19 protein-coding genes are annotated in these 17,274 nt (G+C 68.2%); 11 read left to right on the top strand and 8 right to left on the bottom strand.

Going from position 1 to position 17,274, the window contains the following annotated elements; genetic code table 11:
* Nucleotides 1-24: 24 nt before the first annotated feature.
* Both DAE25_RS23070 and DAE25_RS07240 read right to left on the bottom strand, forming a co-directional pair.
* The gene (locus DAE25_RS23070; RefSeq protein WP_159083625.1) at nt 25-174 is read right to left on the bottom strand and encodes a hypothetical protein; all 150 of its coding nucleotides are present in this window, start codon (nt 172-174) and stop codon (nt 25-27) included.
* Nucleotides 175-363: 189 nt separating this feature from the next.
* The gene (locus tag DAE25_RS07240; RefSeq protein WP_107765555.1) at nt 364-879 is read right to left on the bottom strand and encodes a chloramphenicol phosphotransferase CPT family protein; all 516 of its coding nucleotides are present in this window, start codon (nt 877-879) and stop codon (nt 364-366) included.
* A 245-nt stretch (nt 880-1,124) separates the two neighbouring features.
* Here DAE25_RS07240 and DAE25_RS07235 point away from each other — a divergent pair, with 245 nt between their 5' ends.
* The 6 genes from DAE25_RS07235 to DAE25_RS23065 all read left to right on the top strand — a co-directional run bounded on the left by DAE25_RS07235 (nt 1,125) and on the right by DAE25_RS23065 (nt 7,757).
* On the top strand, nt 1,125-1,877 hold the full coding sequence (locus tag DAE25_RS07235) for an ABC transporter ATP-binding protein (protein WP_107765554.1): 753 nt from the start codon (nt 1,125-1,127) through the stop codon (nt 1,875-1,877).
* Nucleotides 1,878-1,889: 12 nt separating this feature from the next.
* Nucleotides 1,890-4,412 (top strand): ABC transporter permease, encoded by a 2,523-nt coding sequence (locus DAE25_RS07230; protein WP_107765553.1) that lies wholly within the window; start codon nt 1,890-1,892, stop codon nt 4,410-4,412.
* A 301-nt stretch (nt 4,413-4,713) separates the two neighbouring features.
* A complete protein-coding gene (locus DAE25_RS07225) occupies nt 4,714-5,184 on the top strand; it encodes an NUDIX hydrolase (RefSeq protein WP_234410943.1) in 471 nt (156 codons plus the stop codon).
* A gap of 122 nt (nt 5,185-5,306) precedes the next feature.
* The gene (locus DAE25_RS07220) at nt 5,307-6,200 is read left to right on the top strand and encodes a hypothetical protein (protein WP_107765551.1); all 894 of its coding nucleotides are present in this window, start codon (nt 5,307-5,309) and stop codon (nt 6,198-6,200) included.
* A 142-nt stretch (nt 6,201-6,342) separates the two neighbouring features.
* Nucleotides 6,343-6,879, top strand: coding sequence for a SigE family RNA polymerase sigma factor (locus tag DAE25_RS07215; RefSeq protein ID WP_107765550.1), 537 nt, complete (start codon nt 6,343-6,345; stop codon nt 6,877-6,879).
* Nucleotides 6,876-7,757: a hypothetical protein gene (locus DAE25_RS23065; RefSeq protein WP_159083623.1), complete on the top strand. Its 882-nt coding sequence runs from the start codon at nt 6,876-6,878 to the stop codon at nt 7,755-7,757. The genes DAE25_RS07215 and DAE25_RS23065 overlap by 4 nt, the downstream gene beginning before the upstream one ends.
* A gap of 185 nt (nt 7,758-7,942) precedes the next feature.
* Here DAE25_RS23065 and DAE25_RS07205 read toward each other — a convergent pair whose 3' ends face one another.
* Nucleotides 7,943-8,788, bottom strand: a complete 846-nt coding sequence (locus DAE25_RS07205) for a phosphotransferase enzyme family protein (RefSeq protein WP_107765548.1) — start codon at nt 8,786-8,788, stop codon at nt 7,943-7,945.
* Nucleotides 8,789-8,875: 87 nt separating this feature from the next.
* Between DAE25_RS07205 and DAE25_RS07200 the strand changes: the two genes are divergently transcribed.
* Entirely contained in the window at nt 8,876-9,412 is a 537-nt protein-coding gene (locus DAE25_RS07200; RefSeq protein WP_107765547.1) for an AAA family ATPase, read from the top strand.
* Between the two features lie 694 nt (nt 9,413-10,106).
* Here the strand turns inward: DAE25_RS07200 and DAE25_RS07195 are convergent.
* Complete coding sequence (locus DAE25_RS07195; RefSeq protein WP_107765546.1) at nt 10,107-10,988, bottom strand: phosphotransferase family protein; 882 nt, start codon at nt 10,986-10,988, stop codon at nt 10,107-10,109.
* A 140-nt stretch (nt 10,989-11,128) separates the two neighbouring features.
* Between DAE25_RS07195 and DAE25_RS07190 the strand changes: the two genes are divergently transcribed.
* Entirely contained in the window at nt 11,129-11,755 is a 627-nt protein-coding gene (locus tag DAE25_RS07190) for a hypothetical protein (protein WP_107765545.1), read from the top strand.
* A gap of 86 nt (nt 11,756-11,841) precedes the next feature.
* On the opposite strand, the gene DAE25_RS07185 is transcribed toward DAE25_RS07190, so the two are convergent.
* On the bottom strand, nt 11,842-13,179 hold the full coding sequence (locus DAE25_RS07185) for an LssY C-terminal domain-containing protein (protein WP_107765544.1): 1,338 nt from the start codon (nt 13,177-13,179) through the stop codon (nt 11,842-11,844).
* 127 nt (nt 13,180-13,306) lie between these two features.
* On the opposite strand from DAE25_RS07185, the gene DAE25_RS07180 reads away from it, so the two are divergent.
* A complete protein-coding gene (locus tag DAE25_RS07180; RefSeq protein WP_107765543.1) occupies nt 13,307-14,131 on the top strand; it encodes an alpha/beta fold hydrolase in 825 nt (274 codons plus the stop codon).
* 34 nt (nt 14,132-14,165) lie between these two features.
* Here the strand turns inward: DAE25_RS07180 and DAE25_RS07175 are convergent, their stop codons facing one another.
* Nucleotides 14,166-14,681 (bottom strand): SGNH/GDSL hydrolase family protein, encoded by a 516-nt coding sequence (locus DAE25_RS07175; RefSeq protein ID WP_159083622.1) that lies wholly within the window; start codon nt 14,679-14,681, stop codon nt 14,166-14,168.
* A 197-nt stretch (nt 14,682-14,878) separates the two neighbouring features.
* Here DAE25_RS07175 and DAE25_RS07170 point away from each other — a divergent pair, with 197 nt between their 5' ends.
* On the top strand, nt 14,879-15,547 hold the full coding sequence (locus DAE25_RS07170; protein ID WP_107765541.1) for a Type 1 glutamine amidotransferase-like domain-containing protein: 669 nt from the start codon (nt 14,879-14,881) through the stop codon (nt 15,545-15,547).
* Between the two features lie 63 nt (nt 15,548-15,610).
* Here DAE25_RS07170 and DAE25_RS07165 read toward each other — a convergent pair whose 3' ends face one another.
* Nucleotides 15,611-16,012, bottom strand: coding sequence for a hypothetical protein (locus tag DAE25_RS07165; RefSeq protein ID WP_107765540.1), 402 nt, complete (start codon nt 16,010-16,012; stop codon nt 15,611-15,613).
* Between the two features lie 70 nt (nt 16,013-16,082).
* Between DAE25_RS07165 and DAE25_RS07160 the strand changes: the two genes are divergently transcribed.
* Nucleotides 16,083-16,817: a hypothetical protein gene (locus DAE25_RS07160; RefSeq protein WP_107765539.1), complete on the top strand. Its 735-nt coding sequence runs from the start codon at nt 16,083-16,085 to the stop codon at nt 16,815-16,817.
* Between the two features lie 39 nt (nt 16,818-16,856).
* On the opposite strand, the gene DAE25_RS07155 is transcribed toward DAE25_RS07160, so the two are convergent.
* Nucleotides 16,857-17,228 (bottom strand): hypothetical protein, encoded by a 372-nt coding sequence (locus DAE25_RS07155; protein WP_107765538.1) that lies wholly within the window; start codon nt 17,226-17,228, stop codon nt 16,857-16,859.
* Nucleotides 17,229-17,274: the final 46 nt, after the last annotated feature.

Genomic DNA, 17,274 nt, shown 5'->3' with positions numbered 1-17,274 from the left:
GCCCGTGGTCGGTGTTGCTTCTCGTCAGTTCCCGAACAAGTAGAACGCGCCGACCATCACGAGGACGGGCACGAGGAGCATCAGCATCGTGAGGGCGTTGTCGAAGTCGAACTTGGGCCTCGCGTCCGGGTCCCACGGGCCTTGGGGCCGATCACTGCCTGGGCTGATCATCATGGCCGACTCCTTCGGTCGTCGCCCTCGACCCTAGTCGAGTCCGGCCACGTGAGACTGTCCGATTCGCGCAGATCAGGCGTCACCCCATCCGTGCACCAGACTCAGGCGCGGCAACCTCCGGGCATGCCGCTGACCGGTCGCGGAACTGCCGGTGCCCGTGCCGATCGCCAGATCCAGGCCCGCCGGGCGTCAGGTCACCCGAGCCGCGATGAGGCTGGCGCACTCCTTGGGTGAAGCGGTGCTGCTGTCCACGACAAGGTCGTAGACGACACCACGGTGAACCGCTGTCGCCTGCCCGACTGCCATCCCGGCCGGACGGTCCCCTCGTGCACGCTCGCGAGCCGCCGCCACCTCGGGGTCGCAGTGGACACCGACCCACAGCACCTCCAGCCCGTCGAGGTGCTCGCTGGTCCGCTGCTGCGACACCGCACCGTCGAGGAAGACGTCGTCGAGGATCACCCCGGCACCGGCTCGTGCCATCGCGGCGACTCCACGCGACCACGCAGCCTCCAGCGCACGCCACTGGTCACCGAGGACCACCTGCCCTTGTGGCCCGTAGGAGACCAAGGACGACGGGGCGACGTCGATGAGGTCGTCTACACCCAGCAGGAGCCACGGTCGAGGCAGCAGGTCCTGCAGACACCGCCCGATGCTCGTCTTGCCCGCGCTCGACCCTCCGTTCAGTACGACGACGTCGACACCCATGCCCGACATTGTCTGCCGTGTCGGCGGGCGGTCGGCATTCGGCACCACCTCGAGCGGCGAAGAGTGCACGCTCGACCGCGACCCGGTCCGCCCGCTCGTGCCGAGATCGGGCGAACTGCGGAGATCCCCTTTCACCACCTTTGAGTGGGTCGTGCGACCTCGACGCTCTGATCTAGCATGAGCGAGTTCTTCCGGCCTCTGGGCGTTCCGGGCGCTGGTACCGCTTGAGTCCCGGGAGCCACGTCGTGACCGCTGCTGCTGACAGATCCGTTCGGACGGCCGCCGCCCGTGCCGTCGAGGCGCGCAAGACCTACGGTGTCGGCGATGCCGCCGTCCATGCGTTGGCGGGAGTGACCGTCGACTTCCCGGAGCACGAGTTCACCGCGATCATGGGCCCCTCGGGCTCGGGCAAGAGCACCCTCATGCAGTGCGTGGCGGGACTCGACCGACTCACCTCGGGTGCGGCGTTGATCGGCGAGACCGACATCTCGAAGCTGAACAAGACCCAGCTGACACTGCTGCGCCGGGACCGCCTCGGCTTCATCTTCCAGCAGTACAACCTCATCCCATCGCTCACCGCGCGGGAGAACATCCTGCTTCCACTGACGCTGGCGGGCACGAAGGCTGACCAGTCGTGGTTCGACGAGATAGTGCGGACCGTGGGGCTCCAGGACAGGTTGGGCAACCTGCCCAGCCAGCTCTCCGGTGGGCAGCAGCAGCGCGTCGCCGTCGCGCGGGCGCTGGTGCCGAAGCCCGACATCGTCTTCGCCGACGAGCCCACCGGTGCACTGGACTCCCGCACTGGCATCGAGATCCTCACCTTCATGCGTCGCGCGGTCGACGAGAGCGGGCAGACCATCGTGATGGTGACCCACGACCCGCACGCCGCGTCGTACGCCGACCGTGTCCTGTTCCTGGCCGATGGTCAGATCGTCGACTCGATGGAGGCACCGACCGCGGACAAGGTGTTGGACCGGATGAAGCAGTTCGAGGGCTGAGGACCCGACCCGATGCTCAAGCTTGTTCTCAGCAGCGTCCGGCACAACCTCGGGCGCTACCTCGCGACCCTGATCGCCATCATGACCGGCGTCGGGTTCTACACCGCGGTCGGCGTTGTCTCCGACGGCGTCATCTCCTCCCTGGAGGGCAACGTCGACGCCGAGTACGGCAACGTCGACGTCGCCGTTGTCCCGGACGTGACCGCGACCGCTGACGAGACGGCTGCGGACCCCGAGGCGCTCAAGGTGCCGCAGCCGACCGTCGACCAGCTCCTCACCCTTCCCGGCGTCGAGGGAGGCGCCGGCATCCTGACGGGGTCGGTGGCGTTCCTCGGCAGCGACGGCAAACCGTTCGCGACGTCGGCCGTCGGCCGCCTGTGGATCACGGACCAGGACTTGAACCCGCTCTCGCTGGCCGATGGAGACGCCCCGGCGAGCACGGGCGAGATCGCGGTGGACCGCGGCACCGCCGGCGATCATGGCCTCGACGTCGGTGACGACCTGACGTTGCTCACACTCGCTGGCAAGGAGAAGGTGACGCTCGTCGGCATCACCGAGTTCGGTGACTCGGCCGCCCTCGACGGTGATGGCACCGTCTCGGTCACCGAGGCCGACGCGTTCGACTGGCTGAACTCCGGCCAGGCCGAGTACGAGTCCTACTACCTGCGCGGGTCCGAGGACCCTGATGACCTCGTCGCTTCCGCCGGCGAGGTCCTCCCCGACGGCTTCGAGGTGCAGACCGGGGACGAGTTCCGCGCCGACCAGCGCGAGACGACCGGGTCGTTCGCTCAAGGGCTGAAGACCGCGCTCCGCGCTTTCGCCGTCCTCGCCCTGCTGGTCGGTGGTTTCGTCATCTTCAACACCTTCAGCGTCATCGTGGCGCAACGGCTTCGCGAGCTCGCTGTCCTGGCCGCGATCGGCGCGACCCCGCGCCAGCTGAAGCGGTCCCTGCGGCTCGAGGGGCTCGTGCTGGGCCTGGTGGGGTCGCTGCTCGGCGTGGTCGCGGGTTACGTCCTGACACTGCTTCTCGACGGGGTCCTGAAGGTGACCGGCGGTTCCCTGCCCGGTGGGCTGGGCTTCGGGCTGTCGAACGTCCTCGGCGGCATCGCGCTCGGCACGATCATCACGGTCCTGTCGGTGATGATCCCCGCACGCCGGGCCGCTCGGACCGAGCCGATCGAGGCCATGCGTGATGCGGCGGTGGAGTCCGCCGAGCTCGGCCGGACCCGCGGCATCGTGTGCGTCGTCCTCGTCGCCCTCGGAGTGGCTGCGATGCTGCTGACCGACGAGCTCGCGGTCGTCGGCATCGGGGCGGTCGCCATCATCGCGGCCGTGCTCATCGGTGCTCCCTACCTGGCGAAGGGCGGCGCCCGGCTCTTCCGCCCCCTCCTGGAACGCTTCGGCATGGAGGGCCGGCTTGCGGTCGACAACTCGGTACGGAGCCCGAAGCGCACGGCGACGACCGCGAATGCGCTCCTGATCGGCGTCTTCCTCGTGACGCTCGTCGCGGTCGCCGGCGCGAGTGTGCGCGACTTCGCGGTGGGCGAGGTCAGCGACCTGCAGTCCGCGGACTACGTGGTCGTCAGCCAGGGCGGCTCGCTCGACGACGCGTTCGTGTCCGACCTCGCGACCATCGAGGACGTCAACGACGTGGTCGCGTTCAGACGCGAGCCCGTGACCATCGACGGCACGGCCACGGTCGCCTCGGCCGGCGACGTCTCCGAATTGGCCAAGGTCGCCAACATCGCAGTCGAGAGTGGCGCCCTCGCCGACCTGGCCAGCAGCGGTGATGGGAGCGGCACCATCGCCGTCATCGACACCGGCGAGGGCGCCACCCCGGACATCGGCGGCACCGTCACCGTCACCGACAGTCGCGGCAAAGACGTCGAGCTCCGGGTCGTCGCTGTCCTGGAACCCACCCAGGACACCGCCCAGACCGGCAGCATCATCGACACCACGACCTTCGAGTCGCTTGTCGGAGACGTCGCCCCCACCCTCGCGTTCGTCGACGTTGCCTCCGGAGCACAGGGCAAGACCAAGGACGACATCCAGAACCTCGCCGCCGTACGCCCCGACATCACTGCGCAGGAGGGGAACGCGGTTGGAAAGCTCATCGGAACGGTCTTCGACTTCCTGATCAAGGCCGTCACCGGGCTGCTGCTGATGAGCGTGGTGATCGCCATCATCGGCATCATCAACACGATGTCGCTGTCCATCCTCGAACGCCGACGCGAACTAGGGCTCCTGCGCATCATCGGCATGACCGACAACCGGGTGCGCCGCATGGTCACCCTCGAATCGGTCCTCATCTCCCTGCTCGGGACCCTCGGCGGCCTGGTCCTCGGGCTGGTGGTCTCGTTGCTGCTGCTGGTCTCCATCAATCGCGACAGCCAAGCCGCGGTCACCCCGTCCATCCCGTGGATCGAGCTGGTCGTCATCCTTGTCCTGGGAGTGCTCATCGGCGTCCTGGCGGCCCTCCTGCCCGCACGACGATCCACCAAGCTCGAGGTGCTCGACGCGATCTCGGCCACCTGACCAGGAGTGACAACCACGCCCACTCATGGCGCGATGAGCGTGCTGAGCTGCCGACTGCGGATGTCGCCACCCACACAGCCCTGCAACGAGCGCGATCCGCTCAGGTGAACACGTGGACGAGGACAACCCCGTCCGGCGTCACCTCACCCGGGCAGCATTCCATGTCCCGCACCTGACGCGTTACGTCCGCTCATGGCCGCGATGCGTTCGCGTCGATCCGCATCCGGGCTGACGCTGCGGAGCCATGAGTCTCTGCGGCGCAGCCGTCTGCCTCAGCACCTACACTCCGGGCGTGCCTCGAATGACCGTCAAACTGCTACTGCTGGACCACGAGAATCGTGTTCTCCTCATTCGCGCGGCAGACCCTCGAACGGGTCGTCAGTGGTGGTACCCAGTTGGTGGAGGCGTTGAGCCCGGTGAGTCGCTTCAACAGGCCGCCCAACGTGAGGCCTACGAGGAAGCCGGACTCGCGCAGCTGCCGATGGGAACGCTCGTCTGGACCCGCGATCACACGTATCGATATGACGGTCGAACCGTGGACGTTCATGAGGACTGGCTTCACCACACGGTGCAGCACTTCGACCCGGCCCCTGCGAACTTGAGCGACTACGAGACCAAGAGCGTCTTGGGGTTCCGCTGGTGGGATGCCGAGCAGCTGTCGCAGACGAACGACACGGTGTTCCCGCCGGGACTGGGAGACCTGCTGTCAGCGCTGCTGCGGGACGGACCGCCGCCCGTTCCGGTAGACATCACCGAGCCGGCCCGCTCCTGATTGTTCAATCGCTCACGGTCACAGGTCGAGTCGGCGTCCCCTCGAACGTCCGGATCTACCGCGGTGCTGCGCAGCGTCTTGGCTGACCGGCGCGCCGGCTTGCTCCTGCCAGACTGCCGCCCGTGACCGAAGAAGTCTTCGCTGCTGCCCGGGCGTTTCTCGATCGCGAGGGACGGCTCATCGAGCGCCGCCTCGCCACTGTGCTGTTCGACGGAGCCGATGGCTCCGGCGTGATCGACGCCGTCCGGGCCTACCGCAACCCCGACGGCGGGTTCGGTCACGGCCTTGAGCCCGACAAGCGCTGCCCGGCAAGCCTGCCCATCGACGTCGAGTGCGCTCTCCGGATCCTCCTGGTCGCCACCGGTGGCGACGCCGCGGCAGGATCAGGCGATCCAGTCACGGACGAGCTCGTCCGGGGCGCTTGTGAGTGGTTGGCCTCGGTGGCCGCGCCCGACGGAGCGGTGCCCTTGGCCTTCCCCATCATGGAGCGCTACCCCCGGGCCGAGCACTGGTCGGACTGGACCTACACGCCCGGACTGAACCCGACCGCCGGGCTGGCTGGACGGCTGCACCAGCTGGGCGTCACCCACCCGTGGCTCGACCGGGCCACCGACTGGACCTGGGCACGGCTCGAGTCCGGCTTCGAGGAAGACGCACACGCCCTGGTCGAGGTGATGGTCTTCCTCGCCCACGTGCCAGACCGAGATCGGGCGCAGGCCGTCGGCGCCCACGTGGGCGACTGGCTGTCCAACGCCGTCTGGTACCGGGCGGATCCGGCGGATCCCGGCTACGGACTCACCCCCCTCCACCTGGCGCCGTCGCCGGACAGCCCCTGGAGTCGACTGTTCGACGACGCAACCATTCAGGGCCACCTCGACCGCCTGGTCCGTGACCAACAGCCAGACGGCGGCTGGCCGATCACATGGGACCCACCGGGGAGCGCCTCCGCCCTGGAGTGGCGCGGGATCGAGACCCTCCGCGCTCTGCGCGCCCTCCGGGCCTACGGTCGACTTTGACGACCCCAGCTCCGGGCGTCGCACGCCTGAACGTCCTCATCTGTCGCGATCCACGCTCTTGCTGATGCGCGCGCACTCGGGGTGCGCGTAACAGAATCAGGACTCAGCGCGTCCTAGGGTTCAGGAGAGCCGGAAGGGACGCATGGCGACGACACACGACTTCGAGGGCTTCGCCCACGCGCACGCACAACGATTGGGACGTACCGCATGGCTGCTCACTGGCAACCATCACGCGGCGGAGGACCTGGTTCAGGACACCCTCACCAAGTTGTACGTGCACTGGACGCGAGTCACCCGGGCCGACGATCCCGTGCGCTACGCCCGCGCAACCATGCTGAACACTTTCATCAGCGGACGCCGTAGGCGCAGTTCGACTGAGCGCCCCACCGCAGACGTCCCTGAACGTTTGCATCAACCCGAGCACAACAGCCGTGTCGACCTGCTCCGCGCGCTCGACACCCTCACCGCGCTGGACCGCACCATCCTCGTGCTCCGGTTCTTCGAAGACATGTCCCCACCCGACGTGGGCGGACAACTCGGGCTGACCTCGGGAGCCGTCCGCACGCGCACCACCCGAGCGTTGGCCAAGATTCGGCCACTTCTCGCCGACGACTACGCCCCAGCCGGGCTGGGTCGACCAGCGCCCTGCCCGACCCAGCCCGGAAGGAGCGACGCGTGAACCCCACTCACTCGCCCGATGACGCCACCGACGTGCACGAACTGATGCGTCACGCCACGGAGGGCTACACCTACGACACGGCCCGGGTCGTTCGCGAGGCCGCCCGTCGTGGGCGACGACGCAAGAGGGCCCGCGCCGCTGCTGCTGCAGGCCTGGGTGTCGCCGCCGTAGCGCTCTTTGCGACGGTCACGGTCTACGGAGTCGGTTCCGCAGGTGAACTGGCCACCCCAGCCGCCGACCCCACCGGGACGGCTTCCGCCACCACAGGACCGGCCCCCACAACACCCACCACCACGAGTCCCTCACCGACTCAGACAATCGCGAGGGAGCGGACCTTCGCCTTCGCACCAGACCTGCTCGCCTACGAACTGTCCGCAGCCGTGACAGCCCAGACACCAGGTGCGCGCACCAGCGACCACACGACATGGTCCGAAGACATCGCCATGACCGACACGGGCGACATGCAGGCACGGCTGGACAAGAACGACCCCTTCGAGGGCGCCTCGATCGTCCTCGACGACGGACAAGGCGCATCCCAAGTCACGCTCCTCATCGCCGACAACGACGGCATCGGACTCGTCGGTCCCAACCCGACCTGCCGCACCCTCCCCGACGGGACGCCACCAGGAACGACCTGTCAGGACCTCGACGACGGATCGATACTGCTCGTGCGCGCGCAAGCGACCGAGGCCCGACCCGAAGGGACCGTCGTCTCCAACACAGTGACCGTCATGACCGCTGACGGGTGGATGATCGAGGCGACCTCGCGCAACAGTCCGGCCGAGAAGAACGCGACCATCACCCGCACACGACCAGCCCTCGTCATCGCCGACCTCGCGAGACTGGTCCTCGAACCAGACTGGCTCGATACGCAGTGAAACAGCACCAAGGCGCTGTCATGGTTCCCTCAGCCACTGCGAACACCCGCACCTGGCGCTGATGGTGTGCGGAACCAGCCGCAGTCCGCACGGACGGCGGTCCTCCGGTCCCCCGGTCGGGTTGACCGGGGTTCCCCCACGTTCGGGGTCATGCCCATCTGCATCGGAAGACAATTCGTCGTGTGTCAGGAGGCGTGCTGATCGAGGTGCGTGACAAGTCTGCTGTAGAGCGCAGGATCGTCGTAGTCCCCGACCAAGAGGCTGGCAAGTACCTGAAGACGGCGCAGATCTCGGCACCCGGCAAGTCGGGTCCGGTCGATGGGGCCGCTGTACGCGGCGAGGGCGTCCTCGGTGATCGTCATCGACGCCAGGTCCCACTCGACGGGTCCGACACAGACATCTTCGAAGTCGGTCCACAGCGGTCCACGTGGGGTCATGAGCACGTTTCCGGTGTGGGCGTCTCCGTGGAGCGGACGGCGCGGCCAGGACAGCGCCAGCGGAACCAGCGCGGCTGCTGCACGATGAAGGGTCGGGTCGGAGGAGACCGCCAGCGCCGTTGCGATGTCGGTGAGTGGACCGACCAGTGGCGGCAGGTCGCCTGTGTTCGACGCGAGCGCTTCGTGCAGTGGTCCCAACATGGTCCCGAACTCGGCGGCGGACACCTCTGTTGAATCGTGCTCGACCCAGTGCCACAACGACACCTCCAGCCCGTCCGCGATGTGCGGCCCGGGGTCGCTCCACGGGGCGACGAGAGGGACACCTGATGCGGCGAGGTGTAGAGCGACGGACACCTCGCGCTCCAGCCACGGCCACGGGTCCGGGCGCAGCTCTCGTCCGGTGGTCACGACACGGGTGACAACGGCTGCGGGCCTGAGTCGCACCCGGACGCTGTAGCCCTCGGCGATGACCTCAGGGTCGTCGGCAGGCAGTCCCAACGCCCGAGCGCACACGACCGAGGCCGACACCGCCTGGGCGGTGGTCGGAGTCGTGTGGACCTGCGTGCCGAGCTGGTCTCCGAGCCTGCGATCCATGAGCTCACCTTGTCAGAGCAGTCCGACCGGTCTGCGCCGGCAACAACCTGCACCCAACCTGTTCGGCAGACCGGCGAGGATGGCGGCATGCGACGCTGCAGACTTCACGTGATGGGTGCCAGTGGGTCCGGAACGACCACGCTCGCGCGGGCGCTGGCAGACCACTGGTCTGTCCCGCACGCTGACGCTGACGACTACTTCTGGGTGCCCACCGATCCGCCCTATGTGGAGAGGCGACCAGAGAGCGACCGACTGGCGCTGATGCGCGAGGTGTTCGTGCCCCGTGAGGCATGGGTGCTGTCCGGGTCCATGGTCGACTGGGGTGACGCGGTCGTCGACGAGTGCGACGCGATCGTCTTCCTGACCCTCGATCCCCAGGAGCGGCTTCGGCGTCTTGAAGCGCGTGAGGTTCATCGAAGGGCAGGTCGGGGGTTCGACTCCACGGCGTGGGAGGGATTCTTGGACTGGGCGCGCGGCTACGACGACCCGGCATTTGACGGGCGAAGCCGGCTGGCCCACGAGAAGTGGTTGGCCGAGCGCCACCATCCCGTGCTGCGACTGGACGGTGCGGCGAGTCGAGAGGAACTGCGGGACCGAGTGCTCGACTGGATTCCTGATCACTAGTACAGCGCAACCTGTACGCGCGGGGCGTCGGGCCCACCGGCACGCCGCCAACAACGTGCCTGCGAACTCGGCTCGATGGCGGGACAGCCGCGGTCCGCGCCGACTTGAGCGGACCACGCGTGCGATTGCGCGAACGCTCCTTGCCGCCTCATGCATGCTGTGGACATGCAACACCCGAAGCGCCTCCCCGGCCAACCCAGAGCCAGACCCGGACGCGCCCATGCATGTCGCCCGGCAGAGTTGGATGAACGCCAGTCACGGACATGGTGACGGTGCCCCGGGCATTGCGCGGGCTGTCGCGGCACTCCTCGATTGGCGCAAGAGTCGGAAGGCACGGAGGAGCCGGTAGGAAGTGAAGGTGTTGCGCGCAGCTGACGATGAATGGACAAGACCCGGCGAGGTTGTCGGCGATCTTGGCAAGGCACCGACGGCATACTGCGGTTCGTGAATGCAGACCGCGACTCAGTTGCAGCTCCAGACGTAGCCCAACGGCGCGGGGTGGCGTGGGGCATGGACATCCACAAGGAACGCCATCCCTGACATCCGGCTAGCACGATCCGCGCGCGTTCATGCTGGGATGCGCGCAGACAGGCGGCCTGGCCGCCGGCACCCCGGTTCTCTGGCGTCAGCCACTCCGTCGTCGGGCCCGTTCACCATGCGGTGCGGCTCGAACGTGGCGAGTCGGATGAAGCGATCATCGGTCCATGGCCACGCGCTGCATGACTGACGAGAGCCGATCTTCGAGCCTGTGACGCTCGTCCTGCGCCTTGATGAGTCCTTCTCGGCCGGGGGGAGGAAGGAATCCGACGATGTCCATGACATCGAAGTAGGGCTGGGGTTCTCGACCCGTGCGGGCGATGTACGCAGCGGCGAACCGGTCGGCGGCATCGCTGCCGTGGCCGATGGCGATGTTGGTGCAGCAGTGCGCAACGTCCAGCCACGCCGGGCCTATCGACGTCTCGACCCAGTCGACCACGCCACTGACCCGGTCGTCGGACCAGAGCACATTTCGGAGCTGGAAGTCGCGGTGGATGAAGCACGGCTCGTAGTCCGGTGCATCGGTGCGAAGCAGCTCGAATGCCTCTCTCCAGAGTCCTGCGTCCGTGGCCCAGTGCGGGACCGTGTACTTCGCCTCCCATGCCCACGACTGGTAGGTGCGGACCTCGATGGTCGGCGAGACGTCATGGATGGTGGCGAGCAGGTGCGCCAGCCGGTCGAGGGAGTCCTTGTCGACGCGGTCGAGATCTACTTGCCCGGGAAGCAGGCTCATCAGGTGGCCGGGAAAGCCGCATTGCCGACCTTCGGCGTCCAGAGCCCGAGAACGGGGCGCGGGCACGGGTGTCTGCACGAGCATCTGTTGGATCTCGGACTCTCTCGTGGTCAATCCGGCGCCGTGACTGCGCCATGGTTCGCGCGTCATCAACCTGAGCACGAGCTCGTCACCGGCTCCGGTCGCCAATGACAGCATGGTCGAGGTCCAGCCACCCGAGAGCTCGCTCACACGGGTGAGGGGGCCGGTGGTCTCCGACGCCCAGGTCAGCGCGTCGGTCACGTCGAGGTCGTCAACGGTCAGCACGGATGCAGTCTGCCGCAGGCCAGCGGGTTGAATGTCCCCGTGCCTCCCACCGTGCCTCCCACCGTGCCTCCCGCCCTGACCCACCGGCTAGCGGCACCACTGCGTCAGCCGCCCGCCATCCGACCCAGCACTGACCGCTGATGGCACTGCTCGACACCGCAGCGGGTCTCCTGGTGACGGCTGCTCCGGGCACGGCCAGCACGGCGCTGCGCGAGGCGCTCCTCGCCCGCCCCAGCGTCACCGAGGTTCCTGCCGGCGGCACGGTCCGTGCCGCCGGCATCGACGTCAAGCACGCCACCGCTGGTGACCTGGTCCGAGCGGGGTTCCTGGCACCGGACCACGAGCTGCGCATCGTGACGACCACCCGCAACCCGTTCGACTTCTACGTCGCCGAGTACGAACGCACCCGCCGCCGGTGGGTGCACGAGCTGCGCAACCCCGACTCGTGGGTGCACGCGACACCGGGTGCGGTCGGACGCATCGTGGACGCGGTGACGCTGGAGTTCAACGAGTGGCTGGCCGGAGCCATCGCCGAGCCCGGCCCGCGCCGGATCAATAGCGGCCACGTGGATGAGGCCGACGTCGTGCTGCGGATGGAGCACCTCGAGTCCGACCTGCGTGAGCTCCTCGGCCTGGAGATCGCCGTTCCCGCCACGAACGTGACCGATCGCGAGCGGGCCTACTGGCGTGCCTACGACGTCACCAGCCGCGAGCTCGTCGAGACCGCGCACGCCGACGACCTCGCGAAGTTCGCCTACAAGTTCTGACCTCCGAACCCGAGACACACCCCACCCTCGCGACGTACTGGCTCTCGGCTCCAGCGCCGTGCGGCGTTCGGCGTTCGGCGTTCGGCTCAGGCTCGCCGACCGGGCCTCACCCAGCGCCGGGCGCCGTCGGAGCTCACGGCAATGAGGATGAGGACGGTGATCGCGGTGCTCATCAAGACCAGGAAGTGGACGTCCTCGGCGGCGCTCAGGTCGACCAGCTGCGTGACTGACTCCACGGAGCAGACGCCCATGAGGGCGATCCGGGCCCAGGCGTGGTGAGCGAGCACGAACACCCACAGGCCGAGGAGGCACAGCGCGCTGCTGCCCATCACCGCGAGCTCGCGGGTCGTCGCGGTGACCGAGAGGCTGTCCGCTCCGACGAAAGCGACGAGCACGGTCGCCAGCGTGACGGCAGCCTTGGCCATGCTCATCACGGCCGCGGCGAGGAGGCTCGGCGGCGGCACACGATGAGACATCGCCCGCGACAGCACATCCGTCGCTGGCTGCACGCGCTCCGGCTCCGGCGCCTGGAGACCGGTCAGGTCGAGGATCGGGAGGCTCCCATCGGTGCGTACGACGTCACCTCCACCGTTGCGGGTGGTGAAGGCGCTGGAGTAGTCCTTGATGACGCGCAGGGAGGCTTCCGGAACGACGTACCGGACGGTGTCGATGACGTAGTCGCGCTCGATGTCGATGTCGGCGTCCACCCGGTGCGTCACCTGGAGGGTGAACAGCGAGATGCCGACTGCCTTGTCGTAGGTCGCAGCGGCCAGCCACTGCACCTGGAAACCACCGGGCAGCGTCCAGCCGTCGGGGACCGGCCAGAAACGGACGTGGTGGCGTTGTGACGGGTTGCCGTCGACCTCCTGCTGGTAGGCGAATGCCTGCCGCTGCCCGAAGAGGAACAGTGAGGAGACGGGAGCCTGCGGGTAGGGGCGGCGCAGCACCGACGAGACCACGATCCTCCAGGAGGAGCCGATCGTGAGCTCGTCGGCACGGGTCCAACCGGCTCGGCTCATGGCAGCGTGGATGTCCGACTCGTCGCCGTCCAGGGCCAGGTTGATCGGGTCACCGAGCACGCCGATGTCGGTGAGGGATCTTCCGATGAAGTAGTCGGGCACGTAGACCTTCGACAGCACCTCCTGCAGGCGGGGCAGTCCCACGTAGGCCAGAAGCACCCAGAAGAGGAAGATCGAGCCGATCGCGAACCAGCGGTCGAGGCCGATCGAGACGACGATCCATCCGAGCCACAGGACGAGCACCGTTCCGATCACGAAGAAGATGCCGTCGAGGATCTCCCGGACCGGCCAGAGCGGGGTGACGGATACGTCGTCCGGTGCCAGCTCGAACGTCGGAGGCGACGTCGGCGGCGGCGTGTTGACGACATCACCGCGGCGCCAGTCATCGGCGGGCTCGACCACCATGCGCAACCATCCTCGCTCCCAGTGCGTTCGCAGGCTACCGAAGCGAGGTGGGGGTATGTCCCGATATTGCAGGTGCTGCTTGCCCTGATTCCGGCACCGACCGAGCCCGGAGCACTAACCTCGGCCCATGCGAGACCACCCAGGACCAGGCGACGGCTGGGTGGACGAGCGCCTGCAGGTGGGAGGGACGTCGGTCTACTGCCGGCGCAGCACGGCCGAGGACGGTGTCCCGCTCGTCCACCTGCACGGCTTCGCGATCTCCGGGTCGTACCTGATGCCGACCGCCCGGATCCTCACCGCGCGTGGGGTCAACGTGGTCCCGGACCTGCCCGGGTACGGGCGCAGTGAGCGCCGCGATCGCGTCCTCGACATCCCGGAGCTGGCCGAGGCCACGATCGCGATCCTCGACCGCCTCGAGATCGACAAGGCTGTCCTGGTCGGTAACTCGATGGGTTGCGCCATCAGCCTGGAGATCGTCCACGAGGCGCCCGAGCGGGTGCACAGGCTCGTCCTGGTCTCGCCGGCCGGAGGCGTGCACAACCAGCCCCTGGGCCGCGCCCTCGGCCAGCTGGCGCGGGACGGCTTCCGGGAGAGCATGAGGATGTTTCCCGTCGCTCTCCCCGACTACGTGAAGTTCGGGCCGCTGAACGGACTGCGTCTGTTCCACGAGCTCACACGCTTCCCGTCCCTGGAGCGCCTGCTGCACACCCCGGTCCCGACCCTGGCCGTGCTGGGTGTCCGCGATCCGCTCCTGCCGCCACCCGACCGCATCCGCGAAGTCGCGCGGCTCGCTCCGGAGCACCTGACCGTTGCTCTGATCGACCACGCGGCACATGCGGTGAACTTCAGCCATCCCGTGGAGCTGGCCGGCCTGATCGGGGTCTGGCTGGACGACGCGGTCGATGACAGCTCGCTCCTCCCGGACGGAGTGCGGGTGGTCTCGGCCAGGTAGCCCTGCCAGTGCCGAGCGCCCGCTCGGAACGCTGTCAGTGGGACTTCGTGCTCTCGGCCAGCGCGCGCAGCAGCATCCTGTACGCCGCGCCGCTGAGGTGGAGGCCGTCCGTCGCGAAGGCCGCCGTCCCGAGCGGCGCCAGCAACGACCGGGTGTCGAGCAGTCGGGCGGTGTGTGACGCGGCGACATCGGCGGCTGCCTCCCGGTATGCGTCCACGACGACGTTGGTCCGATCGCGAGATCCGAGACGTCCCTCGTCGACGCCGGGTGGCGACATGATGACCCACGCTCCAGCCGGATGGGACCGCACGACTCGACCCAGGCCCCGTTGGAAGTCGGCGACCGACACGTCGTGCCAGGGGGCAGCATCGTTGGTGCCTACCGACACCACCACGACGTCCGAACCCGTGATGCCCGCACCGTCCGCTTGTCCCTCGAGGTGCAGCACCGTGGCTCCGCCCTGTGCCGCGTTGAGGACGTTCTCACCGATGCGGGGTGCGTCTCGCTGGATCCGGGCGAGGTGGCTGTCCCCCAGCAGAACTATTCTCACCAGCCGAACCCTAGAACGGCTGGACGCTCACGCGGCGGTCGGTGCGGTGACACACGGATCGACGTACATTCCGTGACGGAAGGCGTCACCCTCTCGAGCAGACTGGCCCGGCTACAGCTCGCCTGGGTGACGAGGGCGGAGGCCGTGTCGGGTCCGTACGCCGGCCCAGTCCGACGAGATCGAATCGAGGAGGAATCGTGAAGCTTCTTCTCACGTCCGGGGGCGTCACCAACACCAGCATCCGCGAGGCGCTGGTCGATCTGCTGGGCAAGCCGATCGCCGCCTCCAACGCCCTGTGCATCCCCACCGCGATGTACGGGCACCCCTGGCTCGGCCCCGGCGAAAGGGCGTGGCAGTTCATCAGCGGGGAGGCCGAGAATCCCATGGTCGACCTGGGGTGGAAGTCGATGGGCGTGCTCGAGCTGACCGCGCTGCCCAGCATCGACGAGGAGCGCTGGGTCCCGCTGGTCCGGGAGGCGGACGTCCTGCTGGTAGCGGGCGGCGACGTCCTCTACCTCTGCCACTGGATGCGGCAGTCCGGACTCGCGGACCTGCTTCCGACGTTGAGCGAGACGGTGTGGGTGGGACTGAGTGCCGGAAGCATGGTGATGACGCCCGAGGTCGGCGAGGACTTCATCCAGTGGAGACCCCCGGACGGTGACGACACCACGCTGGGCATGGTCGACTTCTCGATCTGTCCTCACCTGGCCCAGGACGGCGCACCGGGCAACTCCATGGCCGAGGCGGAGCAATGGGCCGCCGGCATCTCCGGCCCCGCCTACGTCATCGACGACCAGACCGCCATCACGGTGGTCGACGGCGCCGTCGAGGTCGTCTCGGAAGGGCACTGGAAGCAGCTGACCTGATGGCCGCGACCAACCGAGCCCGGTGTGGCGAGATGCCCTCGTGCCGCCGGTGATCGTGAAGGCCTACGTCTGGGCCGACCCACTGGTGGGGCCATCCCCCGTTGGAGCCGAGCGCTCTTGACTCAGGTACCGCACCGGCTTGCCGAGCGACTCGGCATAGGCGATCTCTCGCCGGGTCGACTCACCCAGGTAGCCACCCGGATCCACGATGAACACCTCGTCAGCCATGCGGATCTTCTGGAGGTGCAGCGCACCGAGCCGCGCCTTCACGTCCGAGGAATCGGCTGTCCAGCCGTGGCCCGGCAGCTCGGGGAGGCTGAACATCCCGAGGCTGATCACGACGCAGCCATCCATCGTGAGCCGCTGGTTGACCTCCGCGAACTCGACCTCGAACCTGGTCGAGCCGCAGAGCGTGACGACTTTCGCCTCGCCCTCGGCTGACTGCGGTGTCTGCTGGTCCTCCACGAGGTCAATTATCGGCAGGCAGCGGGGCGGCCGAGCGACGTGGGGGTCCTCGTCTCCCTAGAGTGACAGCGTGAGCGCGGTGACCGTCTCGACAGACCTGCTGGAGCGGTTGGCGCGCGAGGAGCACCGACCCGGGTCCGAGCACGGCTCCCTGGCCTTTCTCGTGCGGTCCTCGGACGTCGAGGCGGCCGCGACCGCTCTCCATGCCGCGTCGCTGCGATTCATCAGCATCGACGAGGAGGGCGAAGAGCTCGAGGAGTGGAGCAACACGGGCGAGACGTACACGCCCAACTGGGTGTCCGACGTCTACCTGTCCCCCGACGGACCGTGGATCAGCACCGACACCAAGGGGACGCTGTTCCCGAGGATGGTCCGCGCCATGATCGACGTCCTGGTCGAGGAGCTCCGACGCCGCGGCGTCGACGCTCACGTCGAGGTGCCGGATCCGGGACTGCCCATGACCGAGACCTGGCCGCCGCCGGCAGCGCCGCAGGGTGTCTCCGAGCCCGACGGGCCCCGGGCGTGGGTCATCAAACGGACCGTGCGTCGCGTCACGACCCGTGGCCGCATGTGGTGGGACGACGAGTACTTCCGTAACGACGGACAGTGGACACGTGACCTCTGGCAGGCACTGATGTTCCCCGACATGCCGCCGAGCGAATGGGTGGCTGCCATCATCGCGGACCGCCCGGCCGATGCGGACGAGAAGCACCGCGTCGGTCCCATCATGAGCGTCTACACGCGGGTGGACGGCTACGAACGCCCGGGCGCGAAGCCACCACCAGAGGTACGACGCGACGACTGAGGCACGCAGCGCGCCGCATGAAGCGCGCTGACGGGCGGTTCAGCCACGCGCACGTGAGCGCCACGCAGCGACGGCCGTGGCAGCAGTCACCGGTGTCCAGACGGCCCGCTCGACGAGCGAAGGGGACGCCCCGTTGGCGATGGACCCGATCGTCATCACCACGCTGAGCGTCGTGAACGCGCGGTCCCGGACCCGCGCCGAGCCCGCACCGCGCACGATGAGGACCACGCCCGTGCCGTAGCCCATCGCAGCCACCCCACTGACCACACGCAGGCGTCGCGGCAGGGTGCCGCGACGTGTTCCGGCGTACGCCGCCCTGCCCCAGGGTGCGCCGACCGCGAGCGCGAGCTGGAAGGCTCCCAGGGTGGAGAGCGTCGCGGCCGTGGCCTGCTCGGCGCGGCTGATCGTCATGCCCGAAAGACTACGACCCGTATCGGGTGGTGACCGTGCGGGAAGC

This window comes from Nocardioides terrigena, from assembly GCF_003047265.1.
Lineage (GTDB): Bacteria > Actinomycetota > Actinomycetes > Propionibacteriales > Nocardioidaceae > Nocardioides > Nocardioides terrigena.
The sequence above is the reverse complement of the archived record's forward strand: the minus strand, read 5'-3'. Positions and strand labels throughout refer to the sequence as shown.

What these genes read in the sequence shown, in the direction of transcription:
- DAE25_RS23070 (WP_159083625.1), bottom strand. Translation starts at nt 174, where the DNA reads ATGATGATCAGCCCAGGCAGTGATCGGCCCCAAGGCCCGTGGGACCCG.
- DAE25_RS07240 (WP_107765555.1), bottom strand. Translation starts at nt 879, where the DNA reads ATGGGTGTCGACGTCGTCGTACTGAACGGAGGGTCGAGCGCGGGCAAG.
- DAE25_RS07230 (WP_107765553.1), top strand. Translation starts at nt 1,890, where the DNA reads ATGCTCAAGCTTGTTCTCAGCAGCGTCCGGCACAACCTCGGGCGCTAC.
- DAE25_RS07225 (WP_234410943.1), top strand. Translation starts at nt 4,714, where the DNA reads ATGACCGTCAAACTGCTACTGCTGGACCACGAGAATCGTGTTCTCCTC.
- DAE25_RS07215 (WP_107765550.1), top strand. Translation starts at nt 6,343, where the DNA reads ATGGCGACGACACACGACTTCGAGGGCTTCGCCCACGCGCACGCACAA.
- DAE25_RS07205 (WP_107765548.1), bottom strand. Translation starts at nt 8,788, where the DNA reads ATGGATCGCAGGCTCGGAGACCAGCTCGGCACGCAGGTCCACACGACT.
- DAE25_RS07200 (WP_107765547.1), top strand. Translation starts at nt 8,876, where the DNA reads ATGCGACGCTGCAGACTTCACGTGATGGGTGCCAGTGGGTCCGGAACG.
- DAE25_RS07190 (WP_107765545.1), top strand. Translation starts at nt 11,129, where the DNA reads ATGGCACTGCTCGACACCGCAGCGGGTCTCCTGGTGACGGCTGCTCCG.
- DAE25_RS07185 (WP_107765544.1), bottom strand. Translation starts at nt 13,179, where the DNA reads ATGGTGGTCGAGCCCGCCGATGACTGGCGCCGCGGTGATGTCGTCAAC.
- DAE25_RS07180 (WP_107765543.1), top strand. Translation starts at nt 13,307, where the DNA reads ATGCGAGACCACCCAGGACCAGGCGACGGCTGGGTGGACGAGCGCCTG.
- DAE25_RS07155 (WP_107765538.1), bottom strand. Translation starts at nt 17,228, where the DNA reads ATGACGATCAGCCGCGCCGAGCAGGCCACGGCCGCGACGCTCTCCACC.